Source organism: Ruegeria sp. AF1, from assembly GCF_056542125.1.
Window position 1 is genome coordinate 1 of record NZ_JBQFZG010000013.1, and the last position, 20616, is coordinate 20616.

A 20616-nucleotide genomic window follows, 5' to 3' on the forward strand; every position below is an offset into this window, starting at 1 on the left:
CTGAACAATGACGGCCAGACCGGCCACGTCACAACCAATATCGAGACCAGCGGGTCGACAGCATTCGCGTCATCAACTCGTGGTGAATATCTGATCAACGGTACCATCGGCGTCACTCTCAATGGCAATGCAGTTGGGCCAAACAGCCTGCCAGGTTGGCAGGCACTTCAGGCCGAAGCATCGGGTGGTGGCTACAAGGTGCTGTGGCAAAATGCGAACGGATCATATGCCGAATGGACCACGGATGCTTCGGGACAATATGTTAGCGGGACCGGCATCGCCAATGTCGTGGATGTCGAGGCCATTTATGGTGTTGATCTGAACAATGACGGCCAGACCGGCCACGTCACAACCAATATCGAGACCAGCGGGTCGACAGCATTCACGTCATCAACTCGTGGTGAATATCTGATCAACGGTACCATCGGCCTGTCGTACAATGGCAATGCAATTGGGCCAGACAGCCTGCCGGGTTGGCAGGCACTTCAGGTGGAAGCGTCGGGTGGCGGTTACAAGGTGCTGTGGCAAAATGCGAACGGATCATATGCCGAATGGACCACGGATGCTTCGGGACAATACCAAAGCGGTGCTATCGTTGCCAATGTTGTGGATGTCGAGGTCTTCTATGGCCACGATGTTGATGGAAATGGGACCATTGGTCCTGTTCAACCAAAGCTGAGCGTTTTGTTGGCATCCGAAATCACTACCGTGACGGTGGCTGAGGAGCCCGTGGCCTCCGAATGGGACGAAGATGTCGACTATCTGGAATTTAGGCCCGACTTGGCAACCTACCAAGATGATGAGGATATCTATGGGTTGGTTGTTTCTTGCGTAAAAAATAACGTTGACGCACCCTTTACAACCAACTCGGACGGTGCTTGGCATGAACCTGCAATTGATGTGTTGGACGAGGATGCTAACCTGACAATTGCATCCTTGCTGGAGGAAGACAGCTTCTGGTGGTGATGTTACCCCCGGCTTTGTTGGAGATACTGAACAGGCTGCGATTACCTAGTTCGGGGCCGCAATCAAAGGTTTGTGGGCCCCTTTGCGAACTCAAGCTGAAGACGACAAGTAACTTCTTTGGATGGGTGCGGATTTGTACGTTGCGCTTCAACTTCTCGCGCCTGCAAGCCATACCGAAGCAAAACTGTTTCCGACAATTCGTGCGTTAAATGTACCGGTGTTACTCCCGCTGTTTGTCATGTGCAGTACCCGGCTGGGCGCGAAAAAAGTGTAAGTTCCCGATTGCAGAGATATGTGGGCGGCTTAAAGCTGAGCATTCGAGGCTGAAGAAAGTTACTCCAGTGGAGCACTTCGCACGTCGGGGCGGCTCTGACATCAAAGGGCTGTCATATTATGACGCCTCAAAGGAAACATTACGGCTGTTGGGCACTCTTCTCGCGACAGAAGTGTAAGGAACTTTTTCGAGGTCGCAGAGAAAAACTCCGGGCGAAGCGACCGAATAGACATGGCTTGCAACAGGTTCGAAATCTGCCCGGAAATGCGCTGTGCTTTTGACGCAGATCACCGAATAACTCAAAGGGTTTAACCCAATATGAGTAAAATGCGCGCGATCCAAGCATTGGTTTCGTATGCTTGTGACGACAAGGTCAATGTCGGCGTCGTGTCCAACCAAACGTAGCGCAGCTGTCTTGCCTAGCGCAGCTGTCCCACCGCCATACATTTCACCGGTATAGCGGCATGCGCCATCACTTAAGGAGAGCACTTCAAACTCTGCGCTGACTGGAACATGTCCGACCAGGTTCGACTTTGCGCCGATAGCCAGAATGATCCGCGCACCCTCCCCTGCCGCATGGGCCTGATTGGCACTTTCCGGATCATGGAACAGACCCATCAGAACGTTTTTTACCCCGCCCTCAATCAAAGCGGTCAGCAACCCCGTTGTATCTGATGTTCCGCCTGCGCCCGGATTGTCCTGAACATCGGCAAGAACGATAGGATCTTCGCGCCTTTGACGGCATGTGGAAACGGCCTCTTCCAAAGACAACATCTTACATTCTAAGCTGGCCTCACGGGACAGGAACATGTTGAGGATTTTTCTGGCAGCGGCAGCCGCTTTTGCAGCAGTCAAGGCATAGGCAATGCAGGATGGGCCTGTGTCAGGAAAATCCGCCGCCGTAAAACCAAGAGCGATCTCTGCCAAAATGCCTTGCCGCTCAAACTTGGGTGGCAGTTGATAGATATCATTGATCGGCGCAGAACCCGTATGTTGCACATGCAGGGGGATCAGGTAGGGCACCGGTCAGACTAACGTCATATTCCCGGTTTAAGGATCGCGATGTCCACTCCGATTGCTTGCTCATGATGCCTTTTGGCCGGGCAAGCCGTTGATCTATCCAATTCGAACTGATGCAGGTCCCGATATGTTTCCTTTGAATGACCCCGGTTTGCTGCGTGAGGCTGCCCTTATAGGTACACGCTGGATTGAAGCTGACCCGGCCACCGGCCTGGCCGTCACCAACCCCGCCACCGGCGAAGTTATTGGTCATGTTCCCAATCTGGGTGCCGCCGAGACCGCGCGCCACGGGTGGGCTAAACGAACCGCCAAGACGCGCAGTCAAGTTCTGCACCGCTGGTACGAACTGATGATGGAGAACCAGGACGATCTGGGTGCCATCCTGACAGCCGAGCAGGGCAAGCCACTGGCCGAAGCCAAAGGTGAGATCGCCTATGGTGCCAGCTTCATAGAGTGGTTCGCAGAAGAGGCCCGCCGCGCCTATGGTGATGTCACACCTGGCCACGCTCCAGACAAACGCATCCTGACGATCAAACAACCCATCGGGGTTGTCGCCGCGATCACGCCGTGGAATTTCCCAAACGCAATGATCACGCGCAAGGCTGGCCCTGCACTGGCGGCGGGCTGCTCTATGGTTCTGAAACCGGCCGGCCAGACTCCGTTCTCAGCTATCGCGTTGGCAGTTCTGGCCGAGAGAGCGGGCCTGCCTGCGGGACTGTTCTCGGTCGTCACCGGCTCAGCCCGTGGCATTGGCGGCGAGATGACCGGGAACCCGACAGTGCAGAAGCTGACCTTTACCGGTTCGACCGAGTTCGGCACGCTTCTATATGTGCAATGTGCGCCAACGATCAAAAAACTGGGGTTGGAGCTGGGTGGCAATGCGCCCTTCATTGTTTTCGATGATACTGATCTGGACGCCGCTGTTGAAGGGGCGGTGATCGCCAAGTTTCGAAATAATGGTCAGACCTGTGTTTGTGCCAACCGCATTTACGTGCAGGCCGGTGTCTACGATTCCTTTGCCGCCAAGCTGCGCGACAAAGTAGCTACTCTGCCCATTGGTAATGGCTTTGACGAAGGTATCATATTCGGCCCGCTGATCGATCAGGCGGCAGTCGACAAGGTTGCTGAACACATCGCTGATGCGACCTCGAAAGGAGCCGATGTCATTCTGGGTGGCAAGTCACACGACATGGGCGGCACATTCTTTGAGCCAACCATATTGACCGGAGTCACTTCGGAGATGGCGGTCGCGACCGAAGAGACGTTTGGCCCGGTCGCGCCCCTTTTTAAGTTCAACACCGAAAGCGAAGTCGTCGCTGCGGCAAATAACACCGAGTTCGGCCTTGCCTCATATTTCTATTCCCGCGACCTGGCTCGCGTTTGGCGAGTTTCCGAGAAGCTGGAATATGGCATGGTCGGTATCAACACCGGCCTGATCTCGACCGCGGAAGCTCCCTTTGGCGGGGTTAAGATGTCTGGTCTGGGCCGTGAAGGCTCGCGCCATGGGCTGAATGACTTCATGGAACTCAAATACCTGTGCATGGGCGGCATCGACACCGCCGAGGAGGCTTAATGCGCTTTGCTACTTTTACCGCCGAAGGGGATACCTTCTTTGGCGCGATTACCGATGATGGTGCGATCGCCCTGAACGGTGATTTTCCTGAGTTTTCCAGCCTGTATGAGGTCATCGCTACGGGTGAGTTTAGCCGGTTGGCTGCGGCGGCCGAGGGCAAGCCGGTGACCCATTCCGATTTCACCTATGAAATGGTGATGCCGGATGCCCTTCGCATTCTGTGCGTCGGCGTGAACTTCCCGGACAGGAATGCGGAATACAAGGATGGCAGCGCGCAGCCGGAATACATGTCGCTGTTCCCGCGCTTTGCCAGCGGCTTTACCGGCCACAACCGCCCGCTGATCCGCCCGCCTGAAAACCGCACGCTGGATTACGAGGGCGAAGTGGCCATTGTGATCGGCAAGGCGGGCCGTCGGATTTCGCAGGACGAAGCCTATGATCACATCGCCGCGTTGACGCTGTGCAACGAAGGCACGATCCGCGATTGGGTGCGCCATGCCAAGTTCAACGTAACTCAGGGCAAGAACTGGGACAATTCAGGGTCGATCGGCCCATGGCTGGTGCCTTTCACCGACCCGGCGCAATTGGATGACGCCCGCATTCAGACCCGCGTCAATGGTGAGTTGCGTCAGGACGATACCCTCGACCGCATGATGTTCCCGATCCGGCGCGAAATCGAGTATATCTCGACCTTCATGACCCTGAAACCGGGTGACATTATCGTAACAGGTACCCCCACCGGAGCGGGCGCGCGCTTTGACCCGCCAAAGTATCTTGTACCGGGTGACGTGGTCGAGGTCTTCGTCGAAGGTATCGGCACCCTGCGCAACACGGTCGAGGATGAGAAGGTATGACACCCGAAGAGCACGCCCGCGCGGCAGCCGACCTGCTTCAGGCCGAACGCACCGGCGACCAGATCGGTCTGCTGAGCCTGCGTCACCCCGAAATGAATATGGGCGACGCCTACGAGGTGCAGAATGCCATCTATCGCCAGAAACTGGCCGAGGGGCGCAGGGTCATCGGGTGGAAGATCGGTCTGACGTCGAAAGCGATGCAATATGCGCTAAACATCGATATTCCCGACAGCGGCATCCTGTTTGATGACATGGCGTTTGAACACGGTGGTACGGTCCCTGCAGGCCGTTTCATCCAGCCCCGGATCGAGACTGAAATCGCCTTTGTCATGAAATCCGCCGTCGGCGGCGAGAATGTGAGCCGCGACGATATCATATCCGCCACCGATTACGTCGCGCCGGTGATTGAAATTCTGGACACACGTATTCAGCGTCAGGACCCCGAGACCGGCAAGATCCGAACCGTCTTTGACACGATCAGCGACAATGCCGCCAATGCGGGCATTGTGCTGGGCTCGGAACGTCACGCGATAGACGACTTCGACCTGCGCTGGGTTGGTGCCTTGACCTTCCGCAACGGTGAGATTGAGGAAACCGGCCTTGGTGCCGGCGTATTGAATGATCCAGTCGAAAGTGTTGTCTGGCTGGCCCGGCGCATGGCGCAATACGGTCAAAGTATTGAACCCGGACAAGTGATCCTGTCAGGCAGCTTCATCCGCCCTGTCGAATGCCCGCCAGGATCAGAAATCAACGCCGAGTTCGGACCCTTCGGTTCGGTCAATATCAAATTCGACTGAAGGAGAACTTCATTGCCCGCGCCAACAAACCCCTTCAAGGCCGCACTGAAAGCCGGAAAACCCCAGATCGGATGCTGGATTGGGATGGCCAACGCATATGCCGCCGAAATCGCCGCCACATCCAGATTTGACTGGCTTCTTGTGGATGGGGAACACGCCCCAAACGATCTACTGTCCATTCTGGAGCAAGCGAGGGTCATTGAAGGAACAGGTAGCCAGCCAGTAGCGCGCCTGCCAATTGGCGAGACCTGGATGATCAAGCAATATCTCGATGCTGGCATCCAAAGCATATTGGTGCCAATGGTTGAAAGCGGCGATCAAGCGCGGGAGTTGGTGCGCGCGGTGCAATATCCCCCACATGGAGTTCGAGGCGTTGGGTCTGCTCTGGCGCGAGCTTCGCGTTTTGCGGCGATTCCGGATTACCTCACAACGGCAGGTGACCAGATTTGCCTGTTGGTTCAGGTGGAAAACCGCCTTGGCCTGGATGCACTGGATGACATTCTGACCACAGATGTCGACGGCGTATTTATCGGTCCGTCAGATTTGGCCGCGGATATGGGCCACATCGGCAATGCTGGCCACACCGACGTGGTCGAAGCGGTTTTGGACGCGTTGAAACGGATCGTGGCCGCGGGCAAGGCAGCGGGCATCCTGACGTTGGACCCTGTGATGCAGCGCAAGTGCGTGGATCTTGGGGTTACGTTCCTGGCCACGAATATCGACGTAACACTTTTTGCGAAGGCTGTGCGCGGGGCGGCTGAAACTGCGTTGGAAATGTTGCCGGACCAGAGCGCGTCAGGAAATGCGCCAACAGATGTGGCCAGCAAGTATCTTCAGCAGTTATGCAAGCACTGGTCCTACAAGGGGCAAGTAGAATTTGATGTAACTGAAGGGAAAGTTTCATTTGAAAACGGGTGTGCGGTCGCGATGAAAGCGACGGACGAGGGGCTGGACATAGTTGCTTCAGTCGGCCCACGTGGCGATTTGAACTCCTGGAAAGTAGTCATAGAAGACCACTTGAAACGCTTTGCATTTCGCGAAGAGTTCAAGGTTGATTGGAGTGCATAACACTGGAATGCAGGGGCAACCGAGCGACCTCCTGACATTCGGACACCGCCGCAGGCTACGATTTGTAGTCTGCGGGTATTCGACAAGACCCTGCACCGGATTCTTACTCGGGTAAGACAAGCCGCAACTGAGGATTTTCCAAACCTAAAGCGGCATCATCCTCGACAAACGTCCTGACAGCGGAAACAGACAGGCTTGCAACGAGTGGTAGATGTCCGGCTTGCCGTCAAAAATAGATGTCACTACAGCCCCTGCCCCATCCACTGCTGGAAACCAGCCGCCATGTCGATGATCCACAAGTGTTTCACTCGCATAGGTCCAGAGCTTTCTGTACCACTCCTCGTCTTCTGGCCTTCTGTCTAGCGCGATCAGAGCGGCAACCGCCCCTATGGCTTCGGTGATGGGCCACCAGAACCGCGAAGCATTGGCAACGCGACCATCAAAATCAAGAGTATAGGCCAACCCGCCGCCAGGCAGCCACGCATCATTCAAAGCCTGCGCAATCAAGCGGCGCGCCCTGTACGGAGCATTGGGGTTCGTTCGGCCTGACAAATCCCAATGCTGAAGCTGAAGCCGACCCAATTCGAACGAATGCCCCGGCGTTGTTCCGTAAGGTCTGAACATCGGGTCACCCGCATAATCCCGGTTGATCTGCCAATCAGACGAATAGTGTTCGGGAAGCCGCCAGTTTTCACCGGGTGCAATTTTGCCAATGAAGAAGTCCAGAATGCGACCGGCGCGGGACAGGAAGATTTCGTCTCCTGTGGCTTCAAAGGCGGCCAGCATTGCCTCAACGCCGTGCATATTCGCATTCATTCCGCGATATGTGGAAAACGGCGTCCAATCCCTGTTCCATTCATCGCGAAACAGGCCTGCTTCTTCGTCCCAGAAGTGTTTTTCCAGAACACTTTGGACATCTGTCATTAGCTTGTCTGCATCCGGGTGACCCGCCAGTTTCGCACTTGCCGAGGCAAGAAGGACAAAGACGTGCCCATAGGCAAGCTTGCGGTCATCCTTGATCTGATCCCCATCCAACGCCCAGAGATATCCGCCGTGGTCGCGATCTCGGTGATGGCTATCGAGATATGTCATGCCGTGATCAATGATCCGTTCAGCACCTTGGAAACCGGACAGAAGTCCTAATGCATAAGAATGAACCAACCGGGTCGTCGTGTGCAGCTCCTGCGGCTTGCCGGGCAACGGGCGGCCATCGTGACCAAGTGTATAGAACCCGGACTCATCCCGGCAGCTCGCGCTGAAGAACGTAAGTTGCCGCATGGCCTGATTCATCAACCAATCGCGATGTCTTGACGTTTCAACCCAAAACCCGGCTTCGGACTGCGACCCCGGCAGCAATAACTGGTTATCGTTCATCTAAAGATCCCGCGGATGGAGTTTTATCGCATGCGGCGAAGCCCAATCTTCCAAATTATCCACCATCTCAGCAAGCCCGTCTCAACGCTGTACCATCCGAAGCAAACAGATGTGCATTCTGTGCTTGAATGCGCAAACCGAGGCGATCCCCGGATTTCACCGGGATATTGCCATGCTTGCGCACCATCATGGGGCCGATCCCTTCGGCATTGACGTAGATGTTCGTGTCCGACCCCAGATGTTCCACAACATCCGCCACGGCCGACAGATCACCGGTGCCGTTGTCCACAACATCGATATGTTCCGGCCTTACACCCAGTTCTTTCGCCTGAGCGGTAAGGGGTTGATCGAGTATCCTGATTTCAACCCCATTCCCGACATTCACACCTGTTTTGGTTCCCAATACAGGCACAACATTCATGGTGGGTGAGCCGATAAACTGGGCAACAAATTTGTTGGCCGGCCTTTCATAAAGCTCGAGCGGACTGCCGACTTGCTGGATATCCCCTGCGTTGAGAACAACGATCCGATCTGCCAGCGTCAACGCTTCGACCTGATCATGGGTCACATAGATCATGGTCGCACCTAGTTTTTGATGAAGCCGCGCGATCTCCAGCCGCATCTCGACACGCAGAGCCGCATCAAGGTTTGACAATGGCTCGTCAAACAGAAATGCGCGTGGGTCTCGGATGATGGCCCGCCCCATGGCAACCCGCTGACGTTGACCTCCTGAAAGGGCCTTGGGCAAGCGATCCGTCAATTTGGTCAACCCCAGCGTCTCTGCCGCCTGGGCGACCTTTGACATGCGTTCAGCCACCGGAGTTTTGCGGATTTCCATTGAGAAGCCCATGTTCCGAGCGACATCCATATGCGGATAGAGAGCGTAGGACTGGAACACCATCGCGATGTCCCGATCCCTTGGCCTCACATCATTCATGCGCTCGCCATCGATCAGAAAGTCGCCGCTTGATATCGGTTCAAGACCAGCAACCATGCGCAGCAAAGTGGACTTGCCGCAGCCTGACGGGCCGACCAGAACGATGAACTCACCATCCTGAATCTCAAGGTTGATGTTGCGCAGAACCTCGACGGATCCATAGCGTTTTGCAACGTCACGAAGTTCAATACGTGCCATGATTTGGCCTCCTATCCTTTGACCGCGCCGGACGTGAGGCCCTGCACGAGATAGCGTTGAATGAAGATGAAGAAGAGGCAACTTGGGATCAGTGCCAGCACGCCGGCCGCCATCATTTGCCCCCAATCGACCGAGAATTTGGAAACAAATGTCAACAAGCCAACCGGGAATGTCATCGCGTCGTTCTTTGAAATCAGCATCAACGCAAACAACAGCTCGGACCATGCGGCAGTAAAGACAAATCCAAGCGTCGCCCCGAGACCGGGCAATGTCAGCGGGAACACTACTTTGCGCAGCGCCTGAAACCGCGTACAGCCATCCATCATCGCCGCGTCTTCAAGATCTTTGGGAATGCCGTCAAAGAATGACTGCATCAGGAATGTTGCAAAGGGGATGTTGAACGCGGTGTAGACAACGATCAGGCTTGTCAGCGAATTCAACAGCCCCAGGTCCGCGATGATCTTGTAGATGGGTGCGATGATCATCAGCAGCGGGAACATCTGGGTGACTAGCATCAAGGCAATGATGATCCGTTTGCCCGCGAAAACAAAGCGGGAAAAGGCATAACCCGCCCCAGCCGCGAACAATGTCGTAAAGAACGCCGCCCCCAGCGACACCACAAGAGAGTTCCGGAAATAGGCCACAAAATCGGTCTGAAAAATGACTGTTTTGAAGTTTGAAAAGGTCACTTCGCTTGGGAACAGGCGCGTTCCCTCTGAAAAGATCAGCGCGTCCGGGGTCAACCCGATCTTGAGCAACCAATAAAGCGGGAACAACGCAAAGATCAGATAGAACGCAAGTGCTGCGTATTTACCCAAAACCAGCAGCGGGTTGGGATTCCTGACAGCTGACATGGCCAACTCCTCAAATCTTGACCAGCTTCTTACGAAGCCAGAGCAGGACTACGGCGTAAATCAGAAGGATCACCAGCAGCGCCACAGCAATGGTTGACGCATAGCCGAAGTCCAATTTTCGAAAAGCTGTGGTGAAGATGTAGGTCGACAGGATTTGCGTCGAATTGGCAGGCCCGCCGCCGGTCATCACGTAGATCAGGTCGGCGAAATTGGCGATCCAGATCGTCCGCAGCATCACGGTGATCGCGATCATCGGAGCAAGGAACGGCAAGGTGATCTTGGTGAAGGTCTGCCATGGGGTCGCGCCATCGACTTCTGCAGCCTCATAAAGCTCACCGGGTATCGATTGCAAAGCCGCCAACAGCGTGATCGCAAAGAACGGTACGCCAAACCAGATATTTGCAGTGATCGGCCCCCACATGGCAAGCTCGGGATCGCCAAGGATATTGTAGGGCTCTGACAGAATGCCAAGGGCGGCCAGCCAATGCGGTAGCGGGCCGATGACAGGGTTAAAAAGCCACGCCCATGTCAGCGCAGAAAGGAAGGTCGGGACAGCCCAGGGTAGGAAAACAAGCGCCTGAAAAAGTTTCTTTCCATAGAACTGCGTATTCAAAAGCATGGCAAGACCAAGGCCAAGCAGAAACTGGAATGTTATCGACCAAAAGGTCCAAAACAGCGTGTTCTCCATCGCGATCCAGAACTTGCGGTCTCCCCACAGATCAACGTAGTTTTCAAACCCGATCCAGCCAGAAGCAAAAGGCTTCAACAGCTCAATGGATTGGAACGAATATGAGATTCCGATGATTAGCGGAACCATGATCACCGCACCGATCAGAAGAATAGCGGGTGACAAATAGAAAAACGGCTCGACCATGTATTGTAGGTAGAGCGAGCGTCGTGCCCGGGTTTCCCCGGGCCTGACAGTTTTCTGAGCGCGCGAAATCACTGTCTTGCCTTCCACTTGGCGTGTTCGTCAGTGAGGAACTCAGCCCACTCATCCGCGACGTCCTGCGCGCTGCGCTGCCCCAACAGGGCTTCCTGACTGGTTTCCAGCAGAAGCGTGCTGCCAAAATAGCCCCACTGTTCCAGGTTGGTTGGCATTGTTGTTGGCACATATTGCTCGCCGTTCAGTTCTTCGAACCAGCCTTTGAATTGCTCGGTCTGGAAATGAGGATCCTGATCGGCACCTTTGTGGATCGGAATGACACCAACACGCTTTGCCCACGCGGCATTGGCTTCGGGCGTCGACAAGGCCGCAACCAGATCAAAGGCTTCGTCCTCGTGTTCTGTCGCGCTGAAAATCGACCAACCTGCGAACCCAATGGTCGGGAAAGCTTTGCCCGAAGGTCCGACAGGCATCGGAATGACCGCAAAATCTTCGGCAGGCATCCGCTCGGCAATAGCGATCAGTGCGTCCGGATCCTGATCGAGGAATGCACATGTACCGGAATAGAAACCGGCCACGATCTCGTTAAAGCCCCAACTGACGGCGTCCTTGGGCGCATATCCGTTCTGATACATGTCGATCATGAACTGGATACCTTCGACCGAGCCGGGCTCGTTGATGCGGCTGACACCGTCTTCTGTGAAGAACTCGTTGGTGCCGTTCATGGCTGCGGCGAACATGATCCAGCCATTTGTTCCACCGGGACCACCGCGCAAACAGTACCCATACTTGCCCTCAAGCTCGGACACTGCGGCCGAGGCTGCCTTGAACTCCTCCATCGTTGTCGGGGGAGTGTCGATACCCGCTTCGGCCAGCAGTTTCTTGTTGTAGAACATCGCCCGCAGATAGAATCCGTACGGGATCATATAGAGATCACCCGCCTGGCTGCCCATAGCGACTGTCTTGTCAGTCAGCGAAGCCCCGTGTTCCCATCCGGCGACATGATCCTTGAGACTGACCAGCTGATCGGACCCAGCATAAAGAGCCTGCCAGGTATCGGGCATTTCAACCACATCAGGGATGTCGCCACCTGCCACCATTGTTGCCAGCTTTTCGAACGCGTTACCCCAAGGTAGCGATACAATCTCGACAGTGACGTCGGGATTATTGGCTTCAAACTCATCAACCAGTCCCTGAAGCACCTCTGTACGCTCGGGGCTTGTAATAACCTCGACCAGTTTCAATGTGGTCTCGGCGTAAGATGCCGAACCCATGAGCACGGCCGCAGCCGTCATTCCAGTTAGTAGTTTCTTCATGTTTTCCTCCTGTTGATTTTATTGAGCGAACGGTTCTAAGCCGTGCTTTCGGCGAGCGCCGAAGAAAAATCGGCCCATAGATTTTCTGCCGACTCGAGCCCCAAACTCAGGCGCACCAGATTGGGTGAGACCCCAAATTTCTGCATTGAGTTTTGTTCACCAGCCTGAGCAAGTCCGACGCGCGCAGGCAGGATCAGACTTTCGAAGCCACCCCAGCTCACACCGAGGCGGAAAAGGTTCAAGGCATCAGAAAGTTTGGCGATGTCGACACTGTCATCAAACTCAACCGACATAAGTCCGGACCGCCCCGTCAGCCCGGGCACGTCGTTGGCGCCTGGTGAGTTGACCCGCCTGACCTGCGGAACAGTGGCCAGGCGATCAACAAACATGTTGGCCGTCGCTTGATGCTGCATCATGCGTGCGTTCAGCGTGCGCAGGCCGCGCGTCAGCAGGAAGGCCTCAAAAGGTGCCAGTTTGGCCCCAAGCAAAGGAAGTGTCAGATCACGGATGCGGGCGATATGGTCCCGGGAGGCAACCACCACGCCCGCAACCGTGTCCGAGTGCCCCGAAATGTACTTCGAGGCCGAGTGGATGACGATGTCGATGCCCAGTGCGAGGGGGCGTTGGAACACCGGGCTTGCCCATGAATTATCGATTATCGTCAACACATTGTGGCGTCTGGCATGCTCTGCGACACGACGTAGATCCATCGCCTCAAAAACAATCGATCCGGGGCTCTCCAGATAGGCCACCGTTACATCGGCAAGCAGATCGGGGTCGTTCTCGAAACGCTCCGGCGCATGGTAGTCGATATGCACCCCGAACGGGCGCAGGATGCGCTCCATAAACCGGAATGAATCCGGATAGACGTGTTCGACGCAGGCAATCCGGTCACCGGGTTTGACAAATGCCAGCAGCGTTGAGGAAATGGCCGCCATCCCGGAAGCAAATGCAACGGCAGCCTGACCTTGTTCGGCTTCAGCCATGAGCGTTTCAAACGCGGCGACGGTCGGGTTTTCCACGCGCGTGTAGATGGCTGTTTCTGATCTTCCGGCCATCCGGTCTTCAAAACTCTGATAATTGTCAAAGGTGAATAGTGAGGTTTGAACAATAGGAGGCGTGACCGAACCTGCCTCTTCCGGGAAGATAGTTGCAAGACGCGTTGCAAGGTCTCTGTAATCAGACATTCTGACTTTCCATGATTTCTAGGACTTCTGCTTCGACCATGTCCATGATCTCGCCGATAATACGCGCGGCTTCATCTGCACGGCCTGCGACAACTGCTTCAGCCAGCTGCGCATGTATTGGAATTGAGGCTTGACCCAAGTGTGGTTGGCCGAATGGGGTGTCATATACTTCGTGAAATGCTTTCTGAATTTGCCGTATCAACTGCCCGAAAAGTGGGTTTCCGCACGCTTCATGCAGTGCCGCGTGAAACCGGTAGTCGGCCGGTCGCCAATCCTCACCCGCAGAATGAACAGCTATGAGCTCGGCAACGCGGGCCGAAATCAAAAGCCGCTGCGCGTCTGAGCAATTCAATGCAGCCAACCTTGCAGCCTCGATTTCCAGTGGCCGGCGCACGGCGTGTGTCCGCAAAAGGCTTTCGGCTTCGAGCTTCAGCGTGAGTGGGAGATGGATCGTGTTGGCAGATACCTCGGCTGCCAAACGCGTCCCTGCTTTCTTGTTCCGCACAACGATGCCCATGTTCTGCCAACTTGTCAGGGCCTCGCGAACCTTCGCCCGTCCGATTCCAAGCTGATTTGCAATTTTGATCTCTGGCGGCAGGCGATCGCCTACTTTCAAACCTTCCGCTTCGATCATTCCAGAGAGAGCTTCCAGAACGTCCCGGCCACTGCTGCCAGCTGGTAGCACGTTCAAGGTGTTGCCGACACTCTCAGCTTTTTCCTTTGGGGGCGTTCTTTTGGCCACGTGCGACTTCTCCGATTCGTGTTTCATTCACTTCTACATTTAATGTAGGACAAAATAAACAATAATGTCCGACAATATAACAACACTTGCCATCCCTACAGATAAAGTCGAAAAAATTTGGTCTCGGTCATTTCGCGGCCGGATCGATACAGCCTTCCTCGCCTGCGGCTTGTTGGCAGGTTGTGGTCTTTGCGTGACCGTCTTTCTTGCTGTATTCCGCCCGAATTGCCGTTATCCTGAAGCGCCCGCCTAACGGTGCCCATAATCGCCGTTAGTTTTTTTTGTCAGCTACGGCTGAATAGTGCTTCTTTACGCCAAGGACCCGCGGTTTCTTGCCCAAAAAAAGATGTGCAAACTTGGCAAGGCTGATCTAACTTTTTAAGTGCGGGGTCGCATCTCCGAATAATATGGATTTAAAACATTGAAACCTGAACACCGCGTATCCGCGGCCCCCCGACATGAACTGCGCAATGTACGCAATCAGGGGATCGCGTTCCTTGCTTTGGCGTTCTTGTTCAGCATTTTTGTGAACCTGCTTATGCTGACAGGCCCATTGTTTATGTTGCAGGTGTATGACCGGGTATTGGGCTCGCGTGCGGTGGAAACACTGACAGCGTTGTTTTTGTTGGTGGCGTTGCTTTATGCGCTGATGGCGATGCTGGATTTTGCCCGCGGACGCATCGTTGCCCGGTTCGGCGCACGGTTCCAGTCACAGTTGGATGAGCGCGTCTTCGAAGCAACGCTGCGGCGTTCACTTATGCCGCAAATACGATCTGCCCCGGCGACGGCCTTGCGTGATCTGGAATCCATTCGAAACCTGTGTTCGTCCCCCGTTCTGCTGGCGGTGATGGATATACCATGGACGCCTGTTTTTCTGGGCGCGATTTTCCTGTTTCATCCCCTGCTGGGTTGGCTGGCCGTGACAAGCGGTGTTCTACTTGTCGTGATTGCACTGCTCAATCAGGCGCTGACCAGCAGGAAAGTCGCCGAGGCACAATCTGCAGCGGCGCGGGCAAACGCCTTTGCGGAACATGCGAGACAAGCGGCAGAGGTTGTGCGCTCTCAAGGTATGCAGGCGGACGTGACAAAGCGGTGGTTGGACCAGCGTTCGAATGCCTTACGCCAAACCATTTCTGCCAGCGATTGGACAGGCAGTTTTACATCTCTGACCAAGTCGCTACGACTGTTTCTTCAATCTGCAATGCTTGCCTTGGGCGCGTGGCTGGTTCTGCAAAATGAAATGACACCGGGCGCGATGATTGCGGGCTCAATCCTTTTGGGTCGGGCCCTCGCCCCGGTCGAACAAGCGGTTGGCCAATGGGGCATGATCGAACGTGCGCGAACAGCCTGGACTTCCCTCAGCCGGTTTTTGGATCAGACCCCACCCGAAGAGCAGCGGATCCGCTTGCCCATCCCGAAGGCGCAGCTGGAAGCAAAATCGCTGACTGTCATTCCCCCTGGGGCAACAACGCCAACGTTGCGGAACGTCAATCTGAAACTGCAACCGGGCAAGGCGCTGGGTGTCATCGGCAAAAGCGGGTCGGGAAAGACGACACTGGCCAAGGCGTTGCTGGGGCTTTGGAATCCGGCAGCCGGGGAAATTCGGCTGGGTGGTGCCACTCTGGATCAATATGACTCCAACGATTTGGGCAGCCATATCGGATATTTGCCGCAGCAGGTTACCCTATTTAACGGAACGGTGGCCGAGAACATCGCCCGAATGTCGGAGAACCCGGATTCCGAAGCGGTGGTGGCCGCGGCCAAAAAAGCCAATGCACACGACCTGATCCTGTCTTTGGAGAAAGGTTATGGCACCTTCCTTGAAGGCAATGACAGTCAGTTGTCAGGTGGACAGAAACAGCGCATCGCTCTGGCCCGCGCCCTCTATGGCGACCCTGTTCTGCTTATTCTGGACGAACCAAACTCGGCACTGGACGCGGATGGCACCGAAGCCTTGAACGCGGCCGTGAGGGGGCTCAAGGCGGCCGGCAAAGCCGCGATCATCATGACACACCGCCCGCAGGCCATTTCGGAATGTGACGATCTGGCCGTTGTCGAAAAAGGACAAGTGGTCAAGTTCGGTAGTCGTGACGAGGTTCTCAGCGCAATGGTGCAGAATGCGGGCGCGATTAAGCGCAAGCTTAGCCCCGTAGGTGAATAATGGCAAAAAACACGACCAAGAAGCAGGCGCAGGCCTGGAGTATGAGAATCCCCGCCCTGGTAGGATTCGCCGCGCTTGCCATTTTGGTCGGCGGACTGGGCCTTTGGGCAGTGAAGACACGCCTAGCTGGTGCGATCGTATCCTCAGGCGTGATCGAGGTACAAAGCAACCGTCAGGTGGTCGAACACCCTGATGGCGGCGTTGTTGGCGAAATCTTTGTACGCGATGGTGATGTGGTCGCCTCGGGCGAGATGTTGCTGAGACTGGATGATACTTTCCTATTGTCCGAACAGACGATTGTGGAAGCGCAGCTTTTCGAACTTCTGGTCCGGCGTGCCCGGCTTCAGGCCGAACGCGACGGGCTTTCGTCGCAAGAGCTGTCGGCGCAGTTGCACGAGGTACAGGAGGAATACAGCATTGATCCCGACCTGATTGTAGGGCAACAAAACTTGTTCGACGCGCGGGTGGAAACAATGTCCAAGCAGCACGAACAACTGAAAAAGCAGTTGGTTCAGATCGAAAGTGAGATCGAAGGCACACAAGCCCAACTCGTTTCCCTGCGCCGTCAGGTTGAGTTGATCGAGGATGAGCTGGAAGACCAGCAAAGCCTGTTGAAACGTGGATTGACCCAAACCAGTCGCGTGCTGGCCCTGCAACGGGAAGAAGCCAGCCTGACAGGTGAAATAGGTCGACTGGAAGCCGCTGTCGCCCGCCTCAAAGGGCAGATCGCATCAACCGAGATCCAGATCGTTGAACTGACTGCAACCCGCCGGGAGGAGGCGATTACCACTTTGCGAGACGTACAGGCCCAAATTGCTGAACTATCGGAACGCCGACTATCCCTGTCCGAGCGGATGGCACGTTTGGACATCCGCGCACCTGTCAACGGAACCGTTTACGGCAGTCAGGTCTTTGCCCTGCAGTCGGTGATTCAGCCGGGCGAACCCATGATGTATGTGGTCCCACAGGATACGCCATTGCTGGTCGCCGCGCGTGTGGACGCAATCCATGTGGATCAGCTGCACGTGGGTCAACCTGTCGCCCTGCGATTTCCGGCCTTCAATCAGCGCGAAACACCTGAATTGGACGGGCAGGTCAAAAACGTGTCTGCCGACACTTTCACGGATGAACAGTCCGGCTTCACTTTCTACCGCGCCGAGGTGATTATGAATGATGGTGAAATGGACCGTCTCAACGGTCAGGAACTTTTGCCGGGTATGCCTGTTGAGACACTGATCAAAACCGATGAGCGCACTCCGTTGTCCTATCTTGTCAAGCCGATGGCCGATTACTTCAATCGTGCATTTAGGGAATAACGGCAGGGCTATCTTTGGATTACCGCGCTTTCCCATTCGGCCAGAAACCGGCGGCGTTTTAATCTGTCCAAAAACGTCATCAACGCTGGATCCAGCCCGATCGTTTCACGTTCTTCGTCCGTGTCATAAGGCGCCAAAGGCGGGAGGGTATGGCTGCCACCTGCCCGGCTGGATTGACTGGATACAAGGTGACGGACAAAAGACGCGGCAAATTCAGGTACGGGTGTACCTTCAAGCACCATTGCCGTGCGCATCATGGTCGTCTGAAAATCCGACGGCAGAATAACCTCAAGCGTATCCTTGTGCCCGTCGCGCGCATCCGCGTAGCTGCCAAGTACATTGTAGGCGACGGCGATCTCGCCTTTAACAAGGTCGTCAATCATGTCACCCGAACAGCAGTACAGACGCACATCCAAACCGCCCATGACTTCCATCAGACGCCAGAACGTTTCTGACGCACGGGCATCCTGCGTCGCAAACAGATACCCTAGACCGGACTGGCGGATGTCATAAGTTCCCACCCGGCCCCGAAAACTGTCCGGTCGCATTCGAAGTGCTTCGATCAGTTGCTGTCGGGTCTCCGGGATAGGCGTGCCGGAAAAGGCGGCACGGTTGATCACGATGGTCGCGGGCTCAAACGTGAAGGCGAAAAGACTGCGATGCCACTGCGCCCAGGACGGCAGAGATATGTCATCGATCACGCGTCCATATCCGTCATTGGCCAGTTTCAGTTGCAGGTCCATAGCGCTGGAAATGACAATATCGAAATCTTCCGGTGCGGCACGCACGATTCGATCGATGTCGGCAGTACCCGTCACCATATACTCGACAGAAATGTCAGGGTTCTCCTTGATAAAACCGGAAATCATAGGCTCAAACAAAAACGTATCCGTGCTCGAGATGACCCGAATATGCGCCTCGTCTGCTTCGGCGTTGAATACTTGCCGATCCTCCCAGATTTGCGCCAGTGTGACAGCAGGAAACCAAAGGAAGACTAAAGCGATAATGTAACGCAAGCGCCGCCTCCCTGCCTGTTGGACAAGTCAAGCGTTCCACCATGCGCTGTTGCAACGTCCCGCGCGATGGTCAGGCCCAGACCGGACCCGATGGTGCCACTTGCGTTCTTACCCCGTTCGAAACGGCGCGTGAGAGTGTCAATTTCGTTTATGGGGAACCCCGTGCCACGATCTTTTACCCGGATTTGAACCCGTGGTTCCGAAGTGACTTCGATGCGAACAGAACTGTCGGCCGGAGCATATTTCAGTGCATTGTCAATCATGTTGCGTACGGCGTTTTGAATGAGGATGGGGTCACCTGAATACATGACCTGTGGGTCGCCACAAAGCGACAGTGACAGGTCCTTCATCTCGGCAATTGGTGTTAGGCGCTGCACAAGGTCACGGACCAAGGCGTTCAGGTCTATGTCTTCCCGCTCAAGATGATCAGCCCGGAACGTGATCATTGCGTGATCCAACAGCTGACCAGCTGCACGTGAGCTTTCGTCAATGGCGCGCACCATCGAACGCAGCGCCTCGCGGTTTTCTTCTTTTTCAACCCTTTGCAAAGTGGCATCAGCATATGACCTGACAGTGGCAAGCGGGGTGCGAACGCGGTGAGCCGCTTCGGCGATAAAATCTTCTGACTGGCTCAGTGACTGATCAAGCCGACCCATCAATGAGTTCAGTGAAGCAACCAATGGGGCCATTTCGCGGGGTACCGGCTTTTTGAACGGGCTCAAGTCCTGTGGGCCACGGCGGGTGACAGAGGTTGTCAACCTGTTCAACTGCCCGATGGTCGAGGACGTCGCCCAAAAGGAAAGAGCGGCGGCAAGGGCAAAGAACCCTACGCCCAGAATCGCCGCATTGCGCGAAATCTGGTCCAGAGTCTCCGCCAACGCATCTTGCGTTTGCCCCAGCGCGACCACGAGCTCGGTTTGCTTATCCAATCCCACCAAAGTCCGGCTGGCGCTGACCTGACGAATGGTTTCACCGCGAATCTGGCTGAACCTGAAAAGCGACTTGCCGTCATGCGGTCCTATGGTCGGTGGAAAATCCTCGTATCCGGACAGAAACGACCCGTCCTGAAAGATAGAATAGAAGATTCTGTCGTCCGCAGGGGTGCTTAGCATCGCGAAGGCCGCATACGGGATATCGACCTCCAACACCCCTTCCCGCAAGGCGGCCGCATCGAGGATTGAGGCCACTGATGCGCCAAGTATGTTGTCTTGCCCCTGTTGCGCGACCTGCGCAGCATAGTTTCGGACTGCGACAAACAGCAGGAACGCAAGTATGGCCGCGCCGCCGATCAGTGTCAGAACCAGCCTGTTCCGCAGCGATCCTGACACATTGGGATCAGGAGGCATGGTCAAGTCTGTATCCCAGCCCACGAAGCGTGGTGATCTTCAGGTCCGAGAGTTCCAGATGCTTGCGCAGGCGGCCCACATAAACTTCGATCGCGTTATCAGAGACATCATCATCATAAGAAAAAAGCCGGTCGGTTAGTTTTTGTTTCGAAAAAACCTGACCAGGTGCGCTGATGAACAATTCCAGCAGGCGCAGTTCACGATTCCGCAGCGACACGGTCTCGTCACCCACGGTAAGATGGCCCGCCAGGGGATCGAATACGATGCCACCGACTTCTATCGTTGTCTTCGTATTCCCGGATTTGCGACGCAGAACTGCGCGGCAGCGCGCTTCAAGCTCGGCATGATCAAACGGCTTGGTGACATAATCGTCAGCACCCAGATCAAGCGAGCCGATTCGATCCGAAACCTGACTGCGGGCCGTCAAAACGATCACCGGCGTGTCCAAATGGCTCGCGCGATGTCGCTTGAGGAAATCGCGACCGTCCCCGTCCGGCAGCATGATATCCAGCAGGATCAGATCGTATTCCTGCGATTCAACAAAGGCTGTCGCATCGTCCAGTTTTGAAGCGTGATCAACCACATGGCCGTCCAACCTCATGCGGGAGCCGATCGCGTTTGCGAGGTCAAGATTGTCTTCGACAAGTAGAAATTTCATCGGGTCTTAACACTATTCTCGTGCATGACAGGTTGATGTCAGGTTGGTGTGTTTAAGTTTTCCCAATCTGAGC

The 20616-nt window shown here is 55.3% G+C and carries 18 protein-coding genes; 7 read left to right on the plus strand and 11 right to left on the minus strand.

Annotation, left to right across the window (positions count from 1 at the left end; all coding sequences use genetic code 11):
• A partial coding sequence (locus ACR0BK_RS15655) for a hypothetical protein (RefSeq protein WP_480555337.1) occupies positions 1 to 966 on the plus strand: 966 nt, incomplete at its 5' end.
• 391 nt (positions 967 to 1357) lie between these two features.
• Here ACR0BK_RS15655 and ACR0BK_RS15660 read toward each other — a convergent pair.
• On the minus strand, positions 1358 to 2263 hold the full coding sequence (locus ACR0BK_RS15660; RefSeq protein ID WP_480555338.1) for an MlrC C-terminal domain-containing protein: 906 nt from the start codon (positions 2261 to 2263) through the stop codon (positions 1358 to 1360).
• A gap of 124 nt (positions 2264 to 2387) precedes the next feature.
• On the opposite strand from ACR0BK_RS15660, the gene ACR0BK_RS15665 reads away from it, so the two are divergent.
• From ACR0BK_RS15665 to ACR0BK_RS15680, 4 genes are read left to right on the plus strand one after another with little or no spacing between them, the layout of a single operon-like run.
• Positions 2388 to 3833 carry an NAD-dependent succinate-semialdehyde dehydrogenase gene (locus tag ACR0BK_RS15665; protein ID WP_480555339.1) on the plus strand — a complete coding sequence of 482 codons (1446 nt, stop codon included), beginning with the start codon at positions 2388 to 2390 and terminating at the stop codon, positions 3831 to 3833.
• Positions 3833 to 4687, plus strand: coding sequence for a fumarylacetoacetate hydrolase family protein (locus ACR0BK_RS15670; RefSeq protein ID WP_480555341.1), 855 nt, complete (start codon positions 3833 to 3835; stop codon positions 4685 to 4687). The genes ACR0BK_RS15665 and ACR0BK_RS15670 overlap by 1 nt, the downstream gene beginning before the upstream one ends.
• Positions 4684 to 5484 carry a 2-oxo-hept-4-ene-1,7-dioate hydratase gene (gene hpaH, locus ACR0BK_RS15675; protein ID WP_480555342.1) on the plus strand — a complete coding sequence of 267 codons (801 nt, stop codon included), beginning with the start codon at positions 4684 to 4686 and terminating at the stop codon, positions 5482 to 5484. The genes ACR0BK_RS15670 and hpaH overlap by 4 nt, the downstream gene beginning before the upstream one ends.
• A gap of 12 nt (positions 5485 to 5496) precedes the next feature.
• Complete coding sequence (locus tag ACR0BK_RS15680; RefSeq protein ID WP_480555344.1) at positions 5497 to 6552, plus strand: aldolase/citrate lyase family protein; 1056 nt, start codon at positions 5497 to 5499, stop codon at positions 6550 to 6552.
• 144 nt (positions 6553 to 6696) lie between these two features.
• Here the strand turns inward: ACR0BK_RS15680 and ACR0BK_RS15685 are convergent, their stop codons facing one another.
• The 7 genes from ACR0BK_RS15685 to ACR0BK_RS15715 all read right to left on the minus strand — a co-directional run bounded on the left by ACR0BK_RS15685 (position 6697) and on the right by ACR0BK_RS15715 (position 14073).
• Positions 6697 to 7926 carry an AGE family epimerase/isomerase gene (locus ACR0BK_RS15685; RefSeq protein ID WP_480520560.1) on the minus strand — a complete coding sequence of 410 codons (1230 nt, stop codon included), beginning with the start codon at positions 7924 to 7926 and terminating at the stop codon, positions 6697 to 6699.
• A gap of 67 nt (positions 7927 to 7993) precedes the next feature.
• Positions 7994 to 9061, minus strand: a complete 1068-nt coding sequence (locus ACR0BK_RS15690; RefSeq protein WP_480555345.1) for an ABC transporter ATP-binding protein — start codon at positions 9059 to 9061, stop codon at positions 7994 to 7996.
• 11 nt (positions 9062 to 9072) lie between these two features.
• Positions 9073 to 9915, minus strand: coding sequence for a carbohydrate ABC transporter permease (locus ACR0BK_RS15695; RefSeq protein ID WP_480546696.1), 843 nt, complete (start codon positions 9913 to 9915; stop codon positions 9073 to 9075).
• Positions 9916 to 9925: 10 nt separating this feature from the next.
• Entirely contained in the window at positions 9926 to 10789 is an 864-nt protein-coding gene (locus ACR0BK_RS15700; protein ID WP_480555347.1) for a carbohydrate ABC transporter permease, read from the minus strand.
• 68 nt (positions 10790 to 10857) lie between these two features.
• Positions 10858 to 12117 carry an ABC transporter substrate-binding protein gene (locus ACR0BK_RS15705; protein WP_480555349.1) on the minus strand — a complete coding sequence of 420 codons (1260 nt, stop codon included), beginning with the start codon at positions 12115 to 12117 and terminating at the stop codon, positions 10858 to 10860.
• A 35-nt stretch (positions 12118 to 12152) separates the two neighbouring features.
• A complete protein-coding gene (locus ACR0BK_RS15710; RefSeq protein ID WP_480555350.1) occupies positions 12153 to 13304 on the minus strand; it encodes an aminotransferase class I/II-fold pyridoxal phosphate-dependent enzyme in 1152 nt (383 codons plus the stop codon).
• Positions 13297 to 14073, minus strand: a complete 777-nt coding sequence (locus ACR0BK_RS15715) for a FadR/GntR family transcriptional regulator (protein ID WP_480555351.1) — start codon at positions 14071 to 14073, stop codon at positions 13297 to 13299. The genes ACR0BK_RS15710 and ACR0BK_RS15715 overlap by 8 nt, the downstream gene beginning before the upstream one ends.
• Before the next feature lie 394 nt (positions 14074 to 14467).
• On the opposite strand from ACR0BK_RS15715, the gene ACR0BK_RS15720 reads away from it, so the two are divergent.
• Both ACR0BK_RS15720 and ACR0BK_RS15725 read left to right on the plus strand, forming a co-directional pair.
• Positions 14468 to 16207: a type I secretion system permease/ATPase gene (locus tag ACR0BK_RS15720; RefSeq protein ID WP_480520548.1), complete on the plus strand. Its 1740-nt coding sequence runs from the start codon at positions 14468 to 14470 to the stop codon at positions 16205 to 16207.
• Positions 16207 to 17523, plus strand: a complete 1317-nt coding sequence (locus tag ACR0BK_RS15725) for an HlyD family type I secretion periplasmic adaptor subunit (protein ID WP_480555352.1) — start codon at positions 16207 to 16209, stop codon at positions 17521 to 17523. The genes ACR0BK_RS15720 and ACR0BK_RS15725 overlap by 1 nt, the downstream gene beginning before the upstream one ends.
• Positions 17524 to 17531: 8 nt before the next feature.
• Here the strand turns inward: ACR0BK_RS15725 and ACR0BK_RS15730 are convergent, their stop codons facing one another.
• From ACR0BK_RS15730 to ACR0BK_RS15740, 3 genes are read right to left on the minus strand one after another with little or no spacing between them, the layout of a single operon-like run.
• Positions 17532 to 18539 (minus strand): ABC transporter substrate-binding protein, encoded by a 1008-nt coding sequence (locus ACR0BK_RS15730; protein ID WP_480555353.1) that lies wholly within the window; start codon positions 18537 to 18539, stop codon positions 17532 to 17534.
• A complete protein-coding gene (locus ACR0BK_RS15735; RefSeq protein ID WP_480555398.1) occupies positions 18518 to 19885 on the minus strand; it encodes a sensor histidine kinase in 1368 nt (455 codons plus the stop codon). Before ACR0BK_RS15735 ends, ACR0BK_RS15730 begins: the two co-directional genes overlap by 22 nt.
• Positions 19875 to 20543: a response regulator transcription factor gene (locus ACR0BK_RS15740; RefSeq protein WP_480555354.1), complete on the minus strand. Its 669-nt coding sequence runs from the start codon at positions 20541 to 20543 to the stop codon at positions 19875 to 19877. The genes ACR0BK_RS15735 and ACR0BK_RS15740 overlap by 11 nt, the downstream gene beginning before the upstream one ends.
• Positions 20544 to 20616: the final 73 nt, after the last annotated feature.

Excerpts from the sequence above, each read along its gene's own strand:
- ACR0BK_RS15670 (WP_480555341.1), top strand. The coding sequence starts at position 3,833 with ATGCGCTTTGCTACTTTTACCGCCGAAGGGGATACCTTCTTTGGCGCG.
- ACR0BK_RS15740 (WP_480555354.1), bottom strand. The coding sequence starts at position 20,543 with ATGAAATTTCTACTTGTCGAAGACAATCTTGACCTCGCAAACGCGATC.
- ACR0BK_RS15690 (WP_480555345.1), bottom strand. The coding sequence starts at position 9,061 with ATGGCACGTATTGAACTTCGTGACGTTGCAAAACGCTATGGATCCGTC.
- ACR0BK_RS15710 (WP_480555350.1), bottom strand. The coding sequence starts at position 13,304 with ATGTCTGATTACAGAGACCTTGCAACGCGTCTTGCAACTATCTTCCCG.
- ACR0BK_RS15685 (WP_480520560.1), bottom strand. The coding sequence starts at position 7,926 with ATGAACGATAACCAGTTATTGCTGCCGGGGTCGCAGTCCGAAGCCGGG.
- ACR0BK_RS15735 (WP_480555398.1), bottom strand. The coding sequence starts at position 19,885 with ATGCCTCCTGATCCCAATGTGTCAGGATCGCTGCGGAACAGGCTGGTT.
- ACR0BK_RS15665 (WP_480555339.1), top strand. The coding sequence starts at position 2,388 with ATGTTTCCTTTGAATGACCCCGGTTTGCTGCGTGAGGCTGCCCTTATA.
- ACR0BK_RS15725 (WP_480555352.1), top strand. The coding sequence starts at position 16,207 with ATGGCAAAAAACACGACCAAGAAGCAGGCGCAGGCCTGGAGTATGAGA.
- hpaH (WP_480555342.1), top strand. The coding sequence starts at position 4,684 with ATGACACCCGAAGAGCACGCCCGCGCGGCAGCCGACCTGCTTCAGGCC.
- ACR0BK_RS15705 (WP_480555349.1), bottom strand. The coding sequence starts at position 12,117 with ATGAAGAAACTACTAACTGGAATGACGGCTGCGGCCGTGCTCATGGGT.
- ACR0BK_RS15695 (WP_480546696.1), bottom strand. The coding sequence starts at position 9,915 with ATGTCAGCTGTCAGGAATCCCAACCCGCTGCTGGTTTTGGGTAAATAC.
- ACR0BK_RS15700 (WP_480555347.1), bottom strand. The coding sequence starts at position 10,789 with ATGGTCGAGCCGTTTTTCTATTTGTCACCCGCTATTCTTCTGATCGGT.
- ACR0BK_RS15715 (WP_480555351.1), bottom strand. The coding sequence starts at position 14,073 with ATGAAACACGAATCGGAGAAGTCGCACGTGGCCAAAAGAACGCCCCCA.